Here is a 19514-nt window from a genome sequence, read left to right as displayed (position 1 = left end):
GCAGGAGCAGACATACTGCCCCGCGAACCGGCACCCCTTGTTTTTACATCAACAAGAATAAAGATAAGGCTCGATTCTATGAGATGGACGCAAAAACATCGCTCCGCGGCACTTGCCATGACGGTGCTCCTGGGAGCGGCAACACTTCCGTTGAGCGTGCTCGCCTCACCGGCAATGGCCGCTCCGGCCGCTGACACAAGTGCGGTAACGGCCCCGCCCGCAGATGCGGACTACACCAACGCCGTCACCCCACCCATGGGCTGGAACAACTGGGCGCACTACATGTGCGACATTGACGAGCAGCTTTTCAGGGACCAGGCTGATGCCATTGTGGCCAAGGGCCTGGACAAGGCCGGCTACGACACCGTCACGGTGGACGACTGCTGGATGCAAAAGGACAGGGACGCCAACGGGGACCTGCAAACCCGTGCGGAAACGTTCCCGTCGGGCATGAAGGCGCTGGGAGACTACATACACTCCAAGGGTCTGAAGTTCGGCCTGTACCAGGACTCCGGGGTGGTGACTTGCTCCGGAGGCGACTACGCCGGCAGCTACGGCCATTTCGACGAGGACATGAAGCTGTTCGCCAAATTTGGTGTTGACTACGTGAAGATGGACGGCTGCAACGTCCCTTCCGTCGCCGGTGAAACGCAGGAACAAACCTACAAGCGGATCTATTTTGAGGAAGCCGAGGCGATCAAGAACAGCGGCCGACCCATGGTCCTGTCCAACTCTGCACCTGCCTACTTCTCCATCCCGGCCAAGCTGCCGGCCTGGTACTCCGTCATGGACTGGTCCGGGGATATGAGTCAACTCTGGCGTGAATCATGGGACATCGATGTCTACAACACGGCCAACCCGAGCACCAGCCGCTGGCCCGGCATCATGCGCAACTACGACTACAACAAGCCGATCCAGCGCTTCGCCTCGGTGGGGCATTGGAATGATCCGGACTACATCATTGGCGGCAACGCCGGCGTGAGCCCCGTGGAGGCCCGCACCCAACTCTCACTGTGGTCGATGATGGCCTCCCCGCTGATTCTCAGCACGGACATCACCGCCATCCCGGACAGCTTCTTGGCCGAGCTCAAACATCCCGGCATGCTCGCCATTGACCAGGACCCGGCCGGGATCCAGGGAACCCTTGTCAGCAGCGACGGCACGGCCGAGGTCATGTACCGCCCCCTGTCTGACGGCACCTTTGCGGTGAGCCTGTTCAACCGTTCCGGGGCAAGCGCCACGGTCAGTACGACGGCGGCCAAGCTTGGTTTTGCGACGGGCGGAAGATACGAAGTCACCAACGTGTGGACCGGTGAAAAGAGCACCACGACGGGTGATTTCAGTGCCGTCCTCGGTGCCCATGCGACCGAACTGTTGCGGGTAAAGCCTGTAGCCGGCGCAGCCTTTGGTGCCGCTTCCGGGCAGATCATGGCCCCAACTGAGAGCCGCTGCCTTGATGCTTCGGCAGCAGCGGCCACGGCCGGTGCCGCCGTGACGCTGCAAAACTGCAACGGCAGTGAAGCCCAGCGCTTCGTGCGCGGGAACAACCGCAGCCTGCACGTGTTGGACAAGTGCGCCACTGTTGGCGGTGACGGAATCCGCGGGTCCGATTTGGTGCTGGAAGACTGCACGGGAGCCGAGAACCAAAGCTTCGGGTACAAAAAGAACGGCCAGCTGATCAGCGATTCGGCGGCGTTGTGCGTAGGCACGCCGGGAGGGGCCGCGGCGACACTGGACACCTGCGGGGACAACCCGCTGCACCAGATCTTCTCCGTCCCGGGCGATGCCACCAGCACGGTGGACGCACTGCCGGCCATTCCGCCGTCGGGCACCAACTGGCTCTCCGACCTTTCCTGGACGAGCGCGTCCGTGGGCTACGGGGTCATCGGCATCGATTCCGGCGTGAAGGACAACGCCTCCGACGCGGATGTGCCGCTGACCGCGAACTACACCGATCCGGCCACGGGCAAGAAGCCGGTCTATGCAAAGGGCCTGGGTGTGCATGCAAGCTCCACAGTCAGCTATGACCTGGCCGGAAACTGCAGCGCTTTCAGCTCCGATGCGTTCATGCAGGACCCCTTTACCGGAACCGTTGTCTTCTCCGTATGGACGGACGGCGAAAAGCGCTGGATCTCCGCACCCTCCGGTGCGGGCACAGCACCCCAAACCGTCAGTCTCGATGTGTCCGGGGCGAAGACCCTGGAACTCCACGTTGACCCGCCGGCCGGCGGCAACATCAACGGTGCCCACGGTGACTGGGGCAGTCCGCAGGTCGTCTGTGCCGAGGCAGACACCCAACTACCGGTGACCACGGCGACGTTCTCGGGCAAGCCGTCGGCCTCCGGCTGGTACACCAGCGCCACGACGTTGACGCTTGGTGCAACCGACAATGACAAGGTGGCCTCTACTGAGTACCGCCTCAACGACGGGGGCTGGGAAGTTTATGCGGCACCCCTGGCATTGCCGGAGGGCGAGAGCGCGATGGATTTCCGTTCCACGGACGCCACAGGCAACCGTGAACCGGCCAAATCGATCATCGTCAAGGTGGATACGCAGGTGCCGACGGTTTCGGCGGTTGTTGATGCGGATGCGCGCACTGTCACGGTGGTGGCTGCTGATTCGGGTTCGGGTGTTGCTTCGGTGGAGTTCTCCATTGATGGAGGGGGCACGTGGCAGGCCTATTCTGCTGCGATTGTTGCGGGGGATGCCGGTGTTTCGGTTTCCTACCGTGCCACGGACAAGGCTGGTCTGGTTGCGGTCTCAACGGTTGATGCTGTTGTGGCTCCGGTGGAGACAGCTGATCCTGGTGCACCGTCCCTGTCTGCACCTGCTTCTGTGGTTGCTGGTGCTGAGTTCACGGTTTCTGCCAAGGATTTGGTTGCGGGTGAGTCTTACGAACTGTGGATTCATTCGGCGCCGGTGAAGCTGGCAGTGGTGAAGGCAGGCGAGGATGGAACTGCGTCGGTGAAGGTAAGCGTTCCGGCGGGTTTTGCTGCTGGTGCGCATGAGTTGAGGTTGGAGTCCGGGGGCAGTGTTGTGGCCCGGACGGCGATGGTGGTCACGGCTGCAACGGTTGACCCTCCCGTCAATGAAACGTCCAAGCCCAGCAGCTCTGCAGGCAACAACAACAACGCCGGCAACAACGGCAGCAATAACGCCGGCAGCAGCAACGCCGGGCAGGGCAATGACCTTGCCAGCACCGGTGCCAAGGTCATGCTGCCGGCAGGCATCGCCTTGCTGCTGGTGCTCGGAGGTGGTGTGGCGCTGGTAATCACCCGCCGCCGTCGGGCATAAGAAGCAGCACAGCCCGGTGTTGAGAGGCAAGTGAAGGCCGGGCGGCAAATGCCGGGTAGCAAGACCAGGGGCCCCTTCTGCAGAACGCGGAAGGGCCCCTGGTGCTTCAACCGGAGTCGCCGTCACGCGTCCCTACACAAGCGGTGCACGTCGGCCTCCCGGGATGGGAGACTTAAAGGGTGGGACACATTGACGTTGCAAACATTGACTATTTTCTCTCCGACGGCCGCCAGCTCCTCAACGGGGTGAACTTCCGCGTCTCCGACGGCACCAAGACGGCCCTGATTGGCCCGAATGGCACGGGCAAAACAACCCTGCTGCGCATTATCTGCCAGGACATCAAGGCAGATGAGGGTGCCGTGTCGCGTTCCGGGAGCATGGGCGTCATGCGCCAGTTCGTGGGCCAGGTCCGCGACGAAAGCACAGTCCGCGACCTCTTGCTCTCCGTCTCCTCGGCGAATATTGCCGCGGCGGGCAAAGCCGTTGACGACGCGGAACTGGCCATGATGGAGCGCGACGACGAACCCAGCCAAATGGCGTATGCCCAAGCCATTGCGGACTGGGGCGACGTTGGAGGCTATGAAATGGAAACGACCTGGGACGAAGTCACCATGGCTGCCATGGGCCTGGACTTCTACACGGCGCAATACCGCAAGGCGGCCTCCCTCAGCGGCGGCGAGCAAAAGCGCCTGGTCCTGGAAGCCTTGTTCGCCGGGCCCGACGAGGTATTGCTGCTCGATGAGCCCGATAACTACCTTGATGTGCCGGGCAAGCGCTGGCTTGAAGCCAAGATGGCCGAGTCGAACAAGTCGGTGCTGTTCGTCAGCCACGACCGCGAGCTGCTGGCGAATGCCGCGAACAGAATTGTCACGTTGGAACCGGGCATCAACGGTGCCTCCAGCTGGACGCACGGCGGCGGATTCGAGTCGTACGTAAAGGCGCGGGAGGACAGGAACGCAAGGTTTGAAGAGCTTCGGAAGCGTTGGGACGAGGAGCACGTCAAGCTCAAGGAACTCGTCAACATGTACAAGACCAAGGCAGCTTTCCGTTCCGACATGGCCAACAGGTATCAGGCGGCCCAGTCGCGGTTGGCCCAATTTCTGGAAAAGGGCCCACCGGAGGCCCTGCCGATCGAGCAAAACGTGAAGATGCGGCTGAAGGGCGGCCGCACCGCCAAGCGTGCCGTCGTGGCGACCAAGCTGGAGCTCACAGGCCTCATGAAACCGTTCAGCACGGAGGTCTGGTTTGGCGACAGGGTTGGCGTGCTGGGCTCCAACGGCTCCGGAAAGTCACACTTTTTGCGCCTGCTTGCGGCGGGCGGTTCCGACCCGGACAAAGAGCACGAACCGGTGTCCGACGTCGAAATTGCCCACGTGCCCCATGAGGGCTCCGTGAAGCTTGGTGCCCGCATCCGCCCGGGATTCTTTGCCCAGACCCACGCCCGGCCGGACCTTTTGAGCCGGACGCTGCTGGACATCCTGCACCGCGGCGATGAACACCGTTCCGGATTGGGTCGCGAAGCTGCCGCAGGTGCCCTTGACCGCTACGGCCTGGCGTCCAGTTCCGAGCAAAAGTACGACTCCCTCTCAGGCGGGCAGCAGGCAAGGTTCCAGATTCTGCTGCTGGAACTTTCCGGGGCTACACTGCTGCTGCTGGACGAACCAACCGACAACTTGGATCTGCACTCGGCCGAGGCGCTGGAAAAAGCCATCGACTCCTTTGAAGGCACAGTGCTGGCCGTGACCCATGACCGCTGGTTTGCCCGATCGTTCGACCGATTCCTGGTTTTTGGCTCCGATGGCAAAGTTTACGAATCTGAAGAACCTGTTTGGGATGAAAAACGGGTCGAGCGTGCCCGCTAAGCCTTCGCAACGCCACCCTGAACTGCTGAACTATAGAGTAAGTGCACCATGACCCAACAAATAATCCGCCGTGCGACCTTTGCCACCTTTACCGTATTTGCCATCAACGGCTTCGTGTTCGCCAGTTGGGCTGCCCGAATTCCAGCAGTCACAAGGATTCTTGAGCTGGCGGCTGGGGAAATGGGCCTGCTGTTGTTGACGATCGCCGCCGGATCTGTGATTGCCCTGCCGTTGGCGGGGACGGTCGTGGGGCGGATCGGAACGGCCAGCACCATCCGGGTGGGCGGCTTCACGTCCTCTTTTGGTGGGCTCATTATTGCTGCGGCGCTGTCCGCGCACCATGTCCCGTTCACTGCCGTGGGGCTGTTCTTCTTCGGCGTGGGCATCGGGTTGTGGGACGTCGCGCAAAATATTGAGGGTGCGGCTGTTGAACGCCAACTGGGCAAGACCATCATGCCGCAGTTCCACGGTGGCTTTAGCGGAGGTGCCCTTGTCGGGGCCCTTGTGGGTGCCGGACTGTCAGCGTTGCATGTGAGCATGTCAGTGCACTTGTTGGCCATTGTCATCGCCGTGGTGGTGGCCATGATTTTTGTACCCAGCATGTTCCTGCCGGAGGAGACCTTGGTGCATGGGGTAACCCGGACACCGGCTGGCGCATCCAAAGGGCGCAGTGCTTGGCGCGAAAGCCGCACTCTTCTGGTGGGATTGGTAGTGCTCGGCGCTGCCCTGACCGAAGGGGCGGCCAATGATTGGATTGCCAAGGCGACCGTTGACGGCATGGGGGCCACAGAAGCCGGCGGGGCCATCATGTTCGCCGTGTTCGTCGCTTCAATGACCTTGTTCAGGTTCTTCGGTGGCCGCTTTGTTGACCGCTATGGCCGAGTCCGGGTGTTGTTCGGCAGCCTCGGGGCCGCATTGCTGGGCCTTGTGTTGTTTGTCGTCGCCCCGAACATGCTGTTGGCAGGTCTCGGCGCGGTATTCTGGGGTGCCGGTGCGGCCTTGGGATTCCCACTGGGCATGTCCGCAGCTGCCGATGATCCAGCCAGAGCCGCCGCACGTGTATCCGTAGTTTCAACGGTGGGTTACGTGGCGTTTCTTGGCGGCCCGCCGCTGTTGGGCTTCTTGGGTGACCATGTGACGATCCGCTGGGCCCTGCTGGCAATCGTGGTGGCCATTGTGGCATCTATTCTGACGGTGCCTGCAGCCAAGCCGCTTCCCCAACCGGGCCTGGACCGAGCTACCCGCTGAGGCGTGTAAGTATGCTGTTCGGGATATATACCATGAGTGCTGCCAGCAACCAGCGGCGGCAAAGGCCAAAACTATTGGGTCATCCGTTTGGACTACCCGGAATGAACCCTGATTCATCCCTGAGGTAGAAGAAAATGGCGCCGCTATTGCGTACCGTAGATGTAGATTCGCTACGAGGGCCACAATCATGGCCCAAACAACCCGGCGACCGCCAAAAGGGGAAGTCCACATGATTGAGGCAACAAATCTGGCCAAGCGCTACGGCGCCGTGATGGCTGTTGGGGGTGTTTCCTTCACCGTCAAGCCGGGCATTGTGACAGGATTCCTGGGACCGAACGGCGCCGGAAAGTCGACCACGATGCGCCTGATCGTGGGCTTGGACAAGCCCACCGCAGGCAGTGTCACCGTCAATGGGAAAAAGTATGCTGACCACCGCGACCCATTGCACCAGGTAGGCGCGCTCCTTGACGCCAAGGCCGTGCACACCTCCAGAAGTGCCTACAACCACCTGCTGGCTCTTGCCTCGACGCACAACATTCCTACCGCACGCGTCAACGAAGTCATCGACATGACGGGGCTGGCCGCCGTCGCCAAGAAGAAGGCTGGCGGTTTCTCCCTCGGCATGGGACAGCGGCTGGGCATTGCCTCGGCACTGCTGGGCGACCCACAGACGCTGATCTTGGACGAGCCGGTTAATGGGTTGGACCCCGAAGGCGTGCTGTGGGTGCGTAATCTGGCCAAGCACTTGGCCGGGCAGGGCAAAACGGTGTTTCTGTCCTCGCACCTGATGAGTGAAATGGCGCAAACGGCAGACCACCTCATTGTGATTGGCCGCGGGCAGATCATTGCCGATGCCCCCATCGCCCAGATCCTGGCAGGCACCCAACAGGCCAAGGTCCGCGTGCGCACGCCGGAGGTGACCAAGTTGAGTCAATTGCTGGGTAACAATGGTGTCCGCGTTGAGTGCCATGAAAATGAGACGCTTGAGGTGACGGGGCTCGACTCACGCCAGATTGCCGCTACAGCCCTGGAGAACCGGGTGCTGGTCTACGAACTGACGCCACTGACAACCTCCTTGGAAGATGCGTACTTCAACCTCACCAAGGATGCAGTGGAGTACCACTCGCAGGACTTTTCCAACGACGCGTCAGCCCCGGCCACCGCGAAGGAGCCCCAACGATGAGCACCACGAAAATTTCCGCACCTGCGCACGTTGCCGGCGGTTCCCTGACATTCATGGGAGTGCTGCGCAGCGAGTGGATCAAATTCCGTTCGCTGCGCTCCACGAAGCTGTTGCTGTTGTTCACTTTTGTCGCCATGGTGGGAGTGGGAGCCTTTGCCGCCTGGGTGCGCGGGATGGTGGTGCAGGGCATCATGGAATTTGGCGCAGCCGGCCCTGCGGGTCCGCCCGGGCGTGAGTTGCCGACCACTGGTGCCCCCAAAATGACCATTGACCAGGCCATAGCCGCAGCCAATCAGCAAGGCTTGAACATTTACGGCACGCCCATTGCTGGTTTGCAACTGGGGATCCTGGTCCTTGGTGCCCTCGCGGTGCTGTTGATCGCCTCAGAATTCGGCACAGGCATGATCCGCTCCACCATGACGGCGGTACCCAAGCGCCTGCCGGTGTTCTTTGCAAAGGCGATTGTTCTGGTGGTGGTTTCCTACGTTCTGACGCTGGTGGCAGCCTTTGTCACCTTCTTGGTGTCAATACCCATTCTGGGGATTTATGACATCAACATGTCGCTGGACATGGATGGTGTGCTGCGGAGTATTTTGCTGGGCGGGGTCTACGTCGCAGGAGTAGCTGTCATTGGCCTGTCGCTGGGCACACTTTTGCGCAGTGCGGCCGCTGGCATCGTGGTCTTGGTGGCGTTGTTTTTCCTGCTGGAAATCGCCACCTCACTGCTGGGCTTGGTCCCTGGAGACTTCTGGAAGTACGTCAGCCAGTACATACCCAGTGTGGCTGGCGGACGCATGCTGGAGATTGGTGACAAGGCTGCCTTCATCAGCCCCCTGTCAGGCGGACTGATTTTCCTCGCTTGGATTGTTGTCATCACAGTTCCGGCCATCGTCTCGTTCAAGAACCGTGACATCTAGAACCCGTGCCGTGCCTGGCCACTGAGGACAGGAACATGCGTACACAAAGCCAGGCGGGGGTCGGGCAACGAACGGCCGCGCCCCCCGTCGAATCACCATCCGTAGAACGGCGGGCCGAGGAGTTCGCGGCCCGCCGCCGCGGCGTATTCAGAACCTACTTTTACCACCATCCGCGCATCATGGATGTGCTTGTGGTGCTGGTGTATCTGTTGATCAGTTCAGCAAGTCTCATCAGCGTTGCCTGGACGGTCACCAACCTCGGCGTGCACGCAGTCGTCGTGCTGGCCACAGCCGTGGTGCTCATGTTCCGCCGGGACAAGCCGCTGACCGTGCTGGTCGTTATTTCCGTTTTTGAGCTGATTAATATTTCACTGGTGACCGGTTCGGGAAACATTGGCGTTGGCATCTGGTTTGCCCTGTACACCACAGCAGTCCACTACCGTCCGTTGCTCAGCTTTCCCATTGCTGTCGCGTCGAGCATCCCGCTGACCATTTTCACGTTCTTTTTCTACCGATTCCCCAATGACCTGTTGGTGTCCGAGGGACCCACAGCCGAGCAAACGAAGATCATTTCTGCCATTATGATGCTGCTGGCAAACATCATTGCCGCAGGAATAGGCGCTTCCGTGCGAAGCGCGCGCCAACACGATGCCGAGCTTCGCCAATGGGCTGTCAGGAACGCCCAACTTGCCTCAGTGGCCGAGCGCAATAGGATTGCCCGTGAAATGCATGACGTGGTGGCCCACTCGCTTACCGTCATGGTGGCACTTTCAGATGGGGCCGCCGTCGTTCTCAAACGCGACCCGGTCAAGGCGGGGGAGGTGCTGGGGCAGCTCTCACAAACCGGGCGCACGGCTCTGACCGACATGCGCAGGGTTTTGGGTGTGCTGCGTGCTGAAGGTGGCACCAGCTTGAGCCCACAGCCGCATCAAAGTGACATGGGAGCCTTGATTGAAGGCTTTCGGCAGGCGGGCTTGCCGCTGACCTTCACCCAGTCCGGGCCACCAATGCCCCATGACCCGGCACTTGCGCTGACGGTCTACAGGATTGTGCAGGAATCATTGACGAACGTTCTGCGTTACGGCACCGCCGTGTCGCGGGTACGGGTGGAAATTGAGAACAACCTCAACCGTGATGAGCTTTTCGTTCGCATCAATGACAACGGGCACGGGTCGTTGAGTGGGCTCATGGGCCCGAATGCTCACATGGGGACAGGTAACGGCATTTCCGGCATGCGTGAACGTGCCGGAATATACGCTGGAACTGTTGAGGCCGGCCCGATGCCGCAGGGTGGTTGGATGGTTGAGGCAGTGTTGCATCCAGGCGTCGGCACTTCATGAGTGAGCTTTTCGGGGAGGACATATGGAACAGGATTCCGTGAGCAGGAACATTATCAAGGTTCTGCTTGTCGATGACCAACCGCTGCTGCGCATGGGGTTCAAGCTGATTCTTGAGGGGGAGGAAGATCTCCACGTGGTCGGTGAGGCTTCCAACGGCCGTGAGGCCCTCGCAGCGGTGGAACGGCTGGACCCCGATGTGGTGCTCATGGACGTCCGTATGCCTGATATGGACGGCATCGCCGCGACGGAGGGCATCAGTGCATCCCGTTCTGAGGCGCGGGTCATCATCTTGACCACTTTTGACCTGGACGAGTACGCCTTTGCCGGGTTGCAAGCGGGCGCCAGTGCCTTTCTGCTCAAGGATGTTGCGCCTGCGGAGCTGGTTCAAGCGGTGAGGTTGGTGGCCAGCGGGGATGCCGTCGTGGCCCCGCGTGTCACCCAGCGGCTGTTGGAGAACTTTGTCCGCAACCGGCCGCCCCGCCCGGCGCATCATCCCGATCCGTTGTTGGGCGAGTTGACACCGCGTGAGCTCGAGGTGGCCCAGTGCATTGCCCAGGGGCACTCCAATGCAGAAATTGCCCACGAGCTCTTCCTCTCCGAGGCGACCGTGAAGACGCATGTGCGCCGGATCCTGACGAAGCTGCACCTGCGGGACAGAGTGCAGGTGGTGGTGTACGCCTACGAAACAGGCCTTGTCATCCCCAGCAACCCTGACTACTGAGGCTTCATGATTGAATCAAGTCATGACGATCGGTGAGCACATCCTGGACCTTCGCGACTTCATTGCCGCTTCGCCTTCAAGTTTTCATGCTGCACACGAGTCCGGGCGGCGCCTTGCGCTGGCCGGATTCACACAGTTGGCCGAAGTCGAGGCATGGCCAACTCACGGCAAGTTCTTCGTGATCCGCGACGGCGCCATCATCGCCTGGGTGGTACCGGAAACAGCAACGGCAACTACAGGTTTCAACATTCTTGGCGCACACACGGACTCGCCCTCCTTCAAGCTGAAGCCAAAACCCACCACAGGCCGTTTCGGTTGGTTGCAGGCAGGGGTTGAGGTGTACGGCGGACCGCTGCTGAACTCGTGGCTGGATCGGGAACTGCAACTTGCCGGCAGGCTGGTGGACGTCGATGGCACGGAAACACTCGTGGCCACAGGGCCCCTGTTGCGCTTCCCGCAACTAGCCATCCACCTTGACCGAAGTGCCAACGACGGGCTCAAGCTCGACCGGCAGGGTCACATGAATCCGATTTGGGGACAGGGCAACCCTGCCAATGAAGATCTCCTCGGCTTGTTGGCGGGCAAGGCCGGGGTGCAGGCAGAGAATATTGGTGGCTACGACATCATGGTGGCGGACACTGCACCAGGCCAGGTTTTCGGCGCCGACAATGAGTTCTTTGCTTCCGGACGGATGGACAACCTGACATCCGTCCATGCTGGCGTGGTGGCACTCATTGCTGCCGCCAGCGATGGCGCAAACCACAAGGAAGGGGCACAGGGTCCGAAGATCCCCGTCCTGGCGGCCTTCGATCATGAAGAAATTGGTTCCGGTTCCCGCTCAGGGGCGTGCGGACCCATTCTTGAAGACATTCTGGTTCGGGTTTCTGACTCCCTGGGAGCCAGTGCCAGCGACCGCCGTCGTGCCTTTGCCAATTCGCTGTGTATTTCAGCGGACGCCGGTCACGCTGTCCACCCCAACTACTCGGAACGCCACGACCCCGCCAACCATCCTGTCCTCAACGGTGGCCCGCTGCTGAAGATCAACGCCAACCAGCGTTACGCCACGGATGCCGTGGGGGCCGCGGTTTGGGCGAAGCTGTGCGCGGCAGCGGGTGCGCCCTACCAGGAATTTGTGTCGAACAATGATGTTCCCTGTGGCTCCACCATTGGTCCGCTGACCGCCACGCGCTTGGGCATTCGCACTTTGGATGTTGGCACGCCGCTGCTGTCGATGCACTCCGCCAGGGAACTGTGTGGTGTGGCCGATCCACACCACCTGGCGCGCATCGCCGAAACATTCTTTAGCGCGGTCGTCTAGCTTTGGTGCGGGAGTCTAGCCGACGAGGCTGACCACGAGGTTGATGGTGGTGGCCAGAATGCCCGTGCCAAACACGAAGGCCAGGAGGCTGTGCCGCAGCACCGCCGAACGCATGGCTCGTGTGGTGATGTTCGTATCCGAAACCTGGTACGTCATGCCCACGCTGAAGGCCATATAGGCAATGTCCGTGTACTGGGGTGGCTCTTCCTGGTTGAAGCCAATGCCGCCGGGTTCGTCACTGTAGTAAATCTCGGCGTAGCGCAGCGTGAACAAGGTGTGCACCATGAGCCAGGACATGGCGGTGCAGCCAATGGCGAGCAGTGCCAACAACAGACGTGCCGCTCCAGTCACGTCCTTGCTGCCCACCATGACGAGCGCGACGGCGGCGAGGGAACCCAGCGCTGCCAGTAAAATCAGCAGATCGGACGTTCGTCGCCCCGGGTCCTCCTGGAGGGCGTGGGCTGCAGTTTGCGCGGCATCCATGGGGGCGATCTTCAGCCATACCCAGGTGTTGTAAATCAGCGCCGCAACAGCCCAGCCGACAGCAGGGGCATAAATCCATGCGCCCAGCAGTCCCGTCAACACCGTCGCGGCGGCGCCGCACACCACCATGCCGGTGAGACGAAGCTGGCGGTGCCGCGTTCGGGCGGTACTCACGTGGTCCATGGTGCGATCATGCCACGATGGCTCCCTGACCTGTGTCAGCCGCGCTTGTGCACAAACCGATGAACGCGCCCAGTTCAGCCATGACCGACGGCTTTCCGGGCATGAAGTTCGTCAGCTGGGGGGAGCGGATGATGACAGCCCGCCACTGGCCGCGGGAAACAGCGACGTTGATGCGGTTCCGGTTCAATAGGAATTCCATGCCGCGCGGGGCTCCTGTGGGATCGGCACACGCCATGGTCACCAGCACAACGGGAGCCTCCTGGCCCTGAAATTTGTCGACGGTGCCCACCCGGACGCCGGACAATCCGGCGCTGTCCAAAGCGCCGCGTACCAAGTGCACCTGGGCGTTGTAGGCTGCGACCACCAGAAGGTCTTCCTGCACCAATGGGCGTGGTTTTTCACCGGCCCCCGGAGTCCACCGCAAGCCCAGATGGGCCGTGGCCTGGGCCACCACCTCGGCGGCTTCCTCGGCGGAAGACTGCTTGTTCTCCTTGGTGCTGCCCTCTTCCTGTTGAACAAAGACGGTTTCCACGCCGGGATACTTGCCCTCGAGCTGGCGTTCTCCAGCAGCAGGCGCGGACTTTAGCTTGCCCTCGTAGCTGAGCGCGGATACGCGGGCACACAATGCGGGGTGCATGCGCCACGAGTCGGCCAGAAAGTACCCCAATTCTTCGGGTAGCGTCGCGTGGCCGGCGGAGAGCCAGCCAAGCGCGGACTCGTCCACGGGGGCCGGGTGGGAGCCTTGTGTGACCTGTGGCAACTGCTGCGGATCGCCGAGCAGCAGCAGTCGTTGGGTGGATTGTGCCACGGCCAGCGTGTTGGCCAGGGAGTACTGGCCGGCCTCGTCAATCACGAGCAGGTCAAGGGACCCGGCAGGGACGTTGGCACCCGTCATGGTCCATGCGGTTCCGCCGATAAGCGCACCCTCCGCGGAGCCCAGAAGCTTGCCGAACGCCTTGTCATCGGTGACTTTCCACGGCACGTCATGCGGGACGCCAAGCTTCTTGCCCACCCGCTCCGGATCCACACCAGCCTTGCCAATGGCGGCACGCAACATGTTCTCCACCACCGCGTGCGACTGTCCCACCACTCCAATTTTCCAGCCCAGCTTCACCAGATTCGCGATGACGTGCGAGCCCACATGGGTCTTCCCCGTCCCGGGCGGGCCCTGGACGGCAAGGTAGGAGTGGTCCAGTTGTTGTACGGCCGCAGTGATGGCGGTGATGTAGTCGTGTTCCTGCACGCTGTGCCCGTCCCCATGCACGATGGCGGAGGGCAGCGGGCCGCCGCCGGCCAGCCGTGGCGCTGACTTGCGCAGGATTTCAATGCCCGGGTGAGCAGGCAGGTGCGGCAGATTGCTTCCCACGGTCTGCGCCAAAGTTGCCAGGGCTTCGCGGATGCTTTTGGTGGCGATTGGCTGGTTCGGGGTCAGCGCCATGGGCAGCTGATTGTAGGCAGGCACCTTCAGGGAGGACTTGTCCTTCACGATGAGTGTTGTGAGCTCGGGTGCGGCGGGGTCTGAGACATCTTCTTCGACGGTGACGTTGAAGAGCCCGTCACGCAGCGGCGGTATCTGCGCATCTCCGCCCAATCCCTCTGGAAGCGGGGCCGCTATCATGCCAAACCATGATGTGCCTGCCCGGAAGTCTGATCCCTCAGTTGCTGTGCCGGTGATCTTCAACGTCCGGGTTTCAGTTCTTGCCCTGGGTGTCGCCTTGGCCCAGTCTTCAATCACTTCAACTTCCTGAACGACGAGCATATTGCGTTCCTCGGCCCAAGATTCGGGCCCCTTCTCCAACCGGTCAAAGTGCCCCCACCAGAACTGCTTGTCCTCGCGCCGGTGGTAGCTGGCGGCGGCGGACACCATGGCGATGGCGCTCTCATCATTCGTCAGTTTGTGTGAGGTGTCCTGTGCCTGGAGCCCAGCAATCCAGGCGTCCAGCTTGAGTTCGCCGTCGCTGGGCTCGTAGCTGCTTGACTTGGGTGTCGAGTCGTCCGGGTTGGGCAGTTTTCCGCTGCCTTTGGTCCAGCTGCCCACCACCTTTGCGGCGCCGATTTTCAGCAGCCAATCGCGCAGGCGCAGCGTGGAAAGGCAGTCGTATTCGTTGTAGGCGGAGATGGACGCCAAGATGGTCTCCGCCTCGGCTGCCTGAACAGCGTTCCCGGCCAGTCCAGCGTCGCGAGCCTTGCAGTAATGCGCGTAGGCCACCACTGAGGCGCCGGCATTGGTCACATCGCCCACGCGGCCGGAAGGCATGTAAAACGGTTCCAGCTTCTTGATTGAATATGAGGACTCGGAGATTCGTACAGATTGGCGCACGGTGTCCAGCAGGTCCACGAGTAGGCCGGTCCGCAGCCAGTTGTCCACGGTGTCCTCCGCAGTCTTGTCTCCGTGCAGGATGGCCAGATTGCGCAATGCCGATTTCTCGTAGGGCGCGTAATGATAGACATGCATGTCCGGGTGGTGGGCACGCCGGGCTTCAACGTAGGCCACAAACTTCAGGAACGCCTCACGCTCCTGGGCCCGCGAATGCGCCCAAAACGGCACAAAATTCTTCGGCGTACCGTCGGAAGTACCCGGAGCAGGGGCCTCAATGGAGCCAAACAGGTACTCGATGCCCCATTTTGTGTCATTGTCGGGGTCCTGCCACAGCGGGTCGCCTTCGAAGTCGAAGAAGATGTCGCCTGCGCTGGGTGCTGGAATCGTACTGACAGTGTCAAGCACCTTGTAGCTGACCTCGTGCGCGTCGGGCCCAGCACCTGCAGCGACAGTCTGGACACCAGTCTCCAATCCGAGCTGCATGCGGGCCTGGTCGCGCAATCTGGCCAGCGGGCCCGTGGCCTTCCCTTCAGGCATGGCGGCCAGCGCGTCAATCGTGGGGACACCTTCCGCCATGAGTTTGCGGCGCTGCGAGCCGGTCATGCCGTTGACGAGCAGCAAGTCCCCGGTTTCCCTAACCTGCTCGTTGCAATAGTCGCAGCGCCCGCAGTAACGTACACCCTCCTGCAGCCATTCAACGCGCTGTGGTTGCGCTCTGTGGGCTCCCGTGAAGTCCAGGAAATTGTCTCGCCGTTCTCGGAACACCGGCAGGAGGTCCGCCATGGGGTGGGGGCTTTCTTTGCGGTTGCCCAGAATCAACTTTGTGACGGGCGCCAGCGGAATGCCGTATTTTTGCAGCTGGTCCCCGTAGGCGGCCAGCTGCAGCAGCGCGCTGACCTTCGCATGTCGGGCCAGTTTCGTGTCATGGACGGCGTAGGAGCCGTCGTCCTGCCGCACCAGAAAATCCGCGAAACCCACCAGTGAGCCGTCAAAGAACGTGGCCTGGAAAACGACGTCGGCCCCGGCGCGCAGTGCCCCAAGGGTTTCTTCGCGCTTGGCCTCAAGGCCGGCCCATGTCAGCTCACCGCGTTCCACAACCGTCACGCCGGTGCCCGCGGATTTGTTCCATTTACCGAACTTGGCCACATACTCATCAAGGATTTTACGCTCAAAGGCGTCGCCGAGTTCGGCGGCACGTTCCATCATCTCGTCCTTCGCGAAACCCGGCTTCGGCGCACGGCCCAGCTTCTCGTCAAGGATCCGCAGCGACCTATACTGGCACTCGCTGGCCGTCACCAGGTCCGACGCCGAAAAAATCAGCGGGGCCTCGCCGCCAGCGGGGGAATCAAGGAGAAACATGGTGTTGCCTTCCATACGAGTTGTGCAGCACCTTGAATCTAGCAAGCCGCACTGACACTTTGTCCCCGCGATAGGGCAGGATGGACTTCAAATCCACTTTGGAGGCTGCCATGGGCATTTTTCGCTACACCACATCCGTTCCCCTTCCACGCGATCAGGTGTTCGCGTGGTTTACCCGGCCAGGCGCCTTGGTGAGGCTCACGCCGTCGTTCTTTGGGGCAGTTTTGGCAGAACCGAGCGACGGCATCAATGTCGGCTCGACGGCGGCCATGGGTGTGGGTGCGCCAGGCGGCATTGGAATGTGGCTCGGATCTGCCGCAGGCAGCCTGCGCGGTCTCCTCCCCGCTGCTTTGGCAGGCAAGCGTTGGACGAGGCCAGAGCTGAGATGGGATGCCCTGCACACGGAGTTGGTGCCGGGGTCGAGCTTCACCGACGTCATGGACAAGGGCCCTTTGTCGGCGTGGACGCACACGCACAAATTCAGTGACGGGCAGGAACCGGGCACCACTGTCATGGTGGACGAAGTGCACTATGAGCTGCCCGCACTGGCCCGCGGCGAGTGGGCGTACAAGCGAATGAATGCGGAACTTGAGCGTATGTTTGCGTTCCGGGAACGGCAGCTGCTCGGGGATTTGGCCTTTCACAACGCCCATTCCGCTGAGCCGTTGACGATTGCCGTGTCCGGGGCGTCGGGGCTGATTGGCCGGCAAGTGTGCGCGCTGCTGGGCGGTGGCGGGCATAAGGTGCTGAAACTAGTGCGTAGGGTGCCACAGGCCGCTGACGAGATCTTTTGGGATCCCGATGCCGGCTTGGTTGACTCCGCGGCCCTGGCGCAATGCAACGCCGTGGTGCATCTGGCCGGCCATCCCATCGGTGGGCGGTTCACCGACGCCAATAAAGAGGCCATCCGGCAAAGCAGGATTCTCGGCACGCGGCTGCTGGCTCAAACTTTGGCAGAGCTGGCGTCCGACGGCGTGCAGCGCACCATGGTGTCCGGTTCCGCCGTGGGGTACTACGGTGCCGAACCGCATGATTCTGCAGCAGGTCCGCGCCCACTGGTGGAATCGGACCCGCCCGGCACTGATTTTCTGGCCACTGTTTGCCAGGACTGGGAAGCTGCCTGCGCGCCTGCTGTGCAAGCGGGTGTGCGGGTGGTGAACGTCCGCACCGGGCTGGTTCTTTCCGCGGGTGGCGGGGTCCTGCAGCGGCTGCTTCCGCTGTACCTGGCTGGGGCCGGGGGGCCACTGGGTGAGAAACAATGGCAGAGCTGGGTGGGGATCGATGACATTGCCGGCATCTTCGTGCACGCGGCCCTGACGGACAGTGCGGCTGGAGCGCTGAACGGCGTGGCCCCGCATCCGGTGACCGCGGGTGAATTTGCGCGTGTTCTGGGCAGTGTGCTGAAACGCCCTTCCGGGTTCAAGGTTCCGGAATTGGGGCCAAAGCTGCTGCTGGGAGCCCAAGGCGCCGCCGAATTGGCGCTGGCCAACCAACGGGTGTCCGCGGATAAGGTCCAGGCCTCCGGCTACAGCTTCAGGCACGCGGAGTTGGAAACCGCCCTGCGCCACATCCTCGGGGAGTAGCCGATGCATCCCCAGTGCCCGGCGCCCGCCGCTGGCGCGACCTAGTGGGTCCGGACTGAATGGAACGGGTGGTTGTTCCGTGTGGGAACGGCGTGCGTGAGATCCATGCGTGCAGTCGTGGTCTGCGAGGCGATCTGCAGCATCTGGGTCAACTGTCGCATTCCCAAGTGTCTGAGCACGCAGTGTCCACCGTTCCACCCGGGAACCCCTGAACGAGACGGATCGAGCTGATTGGTGGCCCCTCTAAAACCTTCCATTGGCCCACCCGATGTCCGATCCAATGGCCAATATCCAGCCCATCCCAGACGCCATGACCACCATGACGCCGAGAAGCAGACAGCAGACAATGGCCCAGTCCACGCGCAAATTAATGGAGGGTTTGCGCTGCTCGAGGTTATTCATCAACAGAGCCTATCCGGGGCTACCAAGAACAATTGCTAGCTCGCCTATTACCTGACTAGGGCCAAAGTACGAGGACTATCACGCACGTCTCTAAAAGAGACACTAACGTCCCACAAAGGAACCTTGAACGGGCGCTGACGATGTCGTTTACAGACGCTGGCTTCTACTCGTGGTATTCCACGTCAGCGAAGGCTTTGACTTCTGCACGAAGTTGCTCGGCGATACTGGCGCCTTCCGCGTTCCAAGCTGCTTCGTTGTCAGGCGAGCTCCAACCACCGTCGTACAAGTTCTCGGCATCCCAGGCGTCGTACCATGTGCGAAGTCGGAGTGTGAGACTCTGTGACAGCCCAAAGTCCGCGGGCTCCATTGTGTATTTTGTTGGTCGCTCGGCAGTGCTGTTCTCCCACAGCGGCCACCGATGGCCGTAGTCAGGAAACAGACGGATGACGCGACGAACGGATTTCTCTGTCATGACTGAATCCTGACCTCTAACGGGCGATCGGGGAAGCTGTTGCGTCCACCCATGCCGGGTTCCGATAGGAGCAAAGCGACACGAAAATCGATACTGCGAGTGACCTGAACTGGTGCATCACAGGCGGCCAGCCTGTTTCACTGGTAACAGCGAGCTAGCCGACCCTGTCAGAAACGCTTTCAGACAGGACGTCCCTGGGTGTCGGATGCACGGCACGCAGGCCAAAGAACACCATGACGGCCAGCACGGCGAGGGCCATCATATTCACCCAGAAGAAGCCGCCCAGTGCTAGGACCGGGCCTGCCAAGGCGGCCAAACCGGCTGCCCCGAAGTTCATCATCATGTCATTGGCGCCCTGAAGGGGGACGCGAAGGTGGTCTGGTGCCGACTCGTTGAGCAGGGACGAGCCGCCGATTAGGCACGCCGACCAGCCCAAGCCCAATGTGGTCAAGGCAATGGACATGGGCAAGGGATCACTGCTGTCAGAGACGATCGCGCCGATGGTGATGGCTGCCAGGAAAATGCCGTAGCCAATGAAAATGACGGGCACGCTGCCCAGTTTGTCCACCAGCCAACCAAATACCGGGCTGGCCGCGTACATGCCCAAAATGTGCAGGCTGATGACAATGCCGATCATCTCCAGCGCGTGGCCGTGCTCATTCATGGCAACAGGGGTCATGACCATGACGCCAACCATGATGGCGTGCCCGCCGGTGACAGCCGCAAGGGCAAAAAGTGCGCGGGGATTGTGGCTGGCAAGACGCAAAGCACGCCAGGCACCATGCCGTTTGGCCGGTTTTGTAGGTTTTCGGGGTGCCTCATCGACAGT

Annotated in this window: 14 protein-coding genes; 9 read left to right on the top strand and 5 right to left on the bottom strand. The window is 61.5% G+C overall.

Features of this window, described 5'->3' with window-relative positions:
- Window positions 1-78 precede the first annotated feature (78 nt).
- From Q4P21_RS11370 to Q4P21_RS11335, 8 genes are all read left to right on the top strand, one after another.
- Window positions 79-3294, top strand: coding sequence for an NPCBM/NEW2 domain-containing protein (locus Q4P21_RS11370; protein ID WP_303388882.1), 3216 nt, complete (start codon window positions 79-81; stop codon window positions 3292-3294).
- 179 nt (window positions 3295-3473) lie between these two features.
- A complete protein-coding gene (locus Q4P21_RS11365; RefSeq protein WP_303388881.1) occupies window positions 3474-5156 on the top strand; it encodes an ABC-F family ATP-binding cassette domain-containing protein in 1683 nt (560 codons plus the stop codon).
- A gap of 48 nt (window positions 5157-5204) precedes the next feature.
- The gene (locus Q4P21_RS11360; protein WP_303388880.1) at window positions 5205-6404 is read left to right on the top strand and encodes an MFS transporter; all 1200 of its coding nucleotides are present in this window, start codon (window positions 5205-5207) and stop codon (window positions 6402-6404) included.
- 229 nt (window positions 6405-6633) lie between these two features.
- Complete coding sequence (locus Q4P21_RS11355; RefSeq protein ID WP_303388879.1) at window positions 6634-7587, top strand: ABC transporter ATP-binding protein; 954 nt, start codon at window positions 6634-6636, stop codon at window positions 7585-7587.
- Window positions 7584-8504 carry an ABC transporter permease subunit gene (locus tag Q4P21_RS11350; protein WP_303388878.1) on the top strand — a complete coding sequence of 307 codons (921 nt, stop codon included), beginning with the start codon at window positions 7584-7586 and terminating at the stop codon, window positions 8502-8504. Before Q4P21_RS11355 ends, Q4P21_RS11350 begins: the two co-directional genes overlap by 4 nt.
- A gap of 35 nt (window positions 8505-8539) precedes the next feature.
- Entirely contained in the window at window positions 8540-9844 is a 1305-nt protein-coding gene (locus Q4P21_RS11345) for a sensor histidine kinase (protein WP_303388877.1), read from the top strand.
- A 22-nt stretch (window positions 9845-9866) separates the two neighbouring features.
- A complete protein-coding gene (locus Q4P21_RS11340; protein ID WP_303388876.1) occupies window positions 9867-10565 on the top strand; it encodes a response regulator transcription factor in 699 nt (232 codons plus the stop codon).
- A 22-nt stretch (window positions 10566-10587) separates the two neighbouring features.
- Entirely contained in the window at window positions 10588-11883 is a 1296-nt protein-coding gene (locus Q4P21_RS11335; RefSeq protein ID WP_303388875.1) for a M18 family aminopeptidase, read from the top strand.
- 15 nt (window positions 11884-11898) lie between these two features.
- On the opposite strand, the gene Q4P21_RS11330 is transcribed toward Q4P21_RS11335, so the two are convergent.
- Both Q4P21_RS11330 and Q4P21_RS11325 read right to left on the bottom strand, forming a co-directional pair.
- The gene (locus Q4P21_RS11330) at window positions 11899-12540 is read right to left on the bottom strand and encodes a DUF1345 domain-containing protein (protein WP_369598895.1); all 642 of its coding nucleotides are present in this window, start codon (window positions 12538-12540) and stop codon (window positions 11899-11901) included.
- Between the two features lie 16 nt (window positions 12541-12556).
- Window positions 12557-16228 carry a TM0106 family RecB-like putative nuclease gene (locus Q4P21_RS11325; protein WP_303388874.1) on the bottom strand — a complete coding sequence of 1224 codons (3672 nt, stop codon included), beginning with the start codon at window positions 16226-16228 and terminating at the stop codon, window positions 12557-12559.
- A gap of 110 nt (window positions 16229-16338) precedes the next feature.
- Between Q4P21_RS11325 and Q4P21_RS11320 the strand changes: the two genes are divergently transcribed.
- Window positions 16339-17811, top strand: coding sequence for a TIGR01777 family oxidoreductase (locus tag Q4P21_RS11320; RefSeq protein WP_303388873.1), 1473 nt, complete (start codon window positions 16339-16341; stop codon window positions 17809-17811).
- Window positions 17812-18054: 243 nt separating this feature from the next.
- Here Q4P21_RS11320 and Q4P21_RS11315 read toward each other — a convergent pair whose 3' ends face one another.
- The 3 genes from Q4P21_RS11315 to Q4P21_RS11305 all read right to left on the bottom strand — a co-directional run.
- A complete protein-coding gene (locus Q4P21_RS11315; protein WP_303388872.1) occupies window positions 18055-18213 on the bottom strand; it encodes a hypothetical protein in 159 nt (52 codons plus the stop codon).
- Between the two features lie 163 nt (window positions 18214-18376).
- The gene (locus tag Q4P21_RS11310; RefSeq protein WP_303388871.1) at window positions 18377-18685 is read right to left on the bottom strand and encodes a hypothetical protein; all 309 of its coding nucleotides are present in this window, start codon (window positions 18683-18685) and stop codon (window positions 18377-18379) included.
- A gap of 154 nt (window positions 18686-18839) precedes the next feature.
- On the bottom strand, window positions 18840-19514 hold a 675-nt coding region (locus Q4P21_RS11305), incomplete at its 5' end, for an MFS transporter (RefSeq protein WP_303388870.1).

It is taken from the genome of Arthrobacter sp., assembly GCF_030540645.1.
In the GTDB taxonomy this organism is placed as follows: Bacteria; Actinomycetota; Actinomycetes; order Actinomycetales; family Micrococcaceae; genus Specibacter.
This window is presented reverse-complemented; position numbering and strand designations above follow the sequence as displayed.

Excerpts from the sequence above, each read along its gene's own strand:
- Q4P21_RS11360 (WP_303388880.1), top strand. The coding sequence starts at position 5,205 with ATGACCCAACAAATAATCCGCCGTGCGACCTTTGCCACCTTTACCGTA.
- Q4P21_RS11335 (WP_303388875.1), top strand. The coding sequence starts at position 10,588 with ATGACGATCGGTGAGCACATCCTGGACCTTCGCGACTTCATTGCCGCT.
- Q4P21_RS11315 (WP_303388872.1), bottom strand. The coding sequence starts at position 18,213 with ATGAATAACCTCGAGCAGCGCAAACCCTCCATTAATTTGCGCGTGGAC.
- Q4P21_RS11355 (WP_303388879.1), top strand. The coding sequence starts at position 6,634 with ATGATTGAGGCAACAAATCTGGCCAAGCGCTACGGCGCCGTGATGGCT.
- Q4P21_RS11345 (WP_303388877.1), top strand. The coding sequence starts at position 8,540 with ATGCGTACACAAAGCCAGGCGGGGGTCGGGCAACGAACGGCCGCGCCC.
- Q4P21_RS11370 (WP_303388882.1), top strand. The coding sequence starts at position 79 with ATGAGATGGACGCAAAAACATCGCTCCGCGGCACTTGCCATGACGGTG.
- Q4P21_RS11340 (WP_303388876.1), top strand. The coding sequence starts at position 9,867 with ATGGAACAGGATTCCGTGAGCAGGAACATTATCAAGGTTCTGCTTGTC.
- Q4P21_RS11320 (WP_303388873.1), top strand. The coding sequence starts at position 16,339 with ATGGGCATTTTTCGCTACACCACATCCGTTCCCCTTCCACGCGATCAG.
- Q4P21_RS11325 (WP_303388874.1), bottom strand. The coding sequence starts at position 16,228 with ATGTTTCTCCTTGATTCCCCCGCTGGCGGCGAGGCCCCGCTGATTTTT.
- Q4P21_RS11350 (WP_303388878.1), top strand. The coding sequence starts at position 7,584 with ATGAGCACCACGAAAATTTCCGCACCTGCGCACGTTGCCGGCGGTTCC.
- Q4P21_RS11310 (WP_303388871.1), bottom strand. The coding sequence starts at position 18,685 with ATGACAGAGAAATCCGTTCGTCGCGTCATCCGTCTGTTTCCTGACTAC.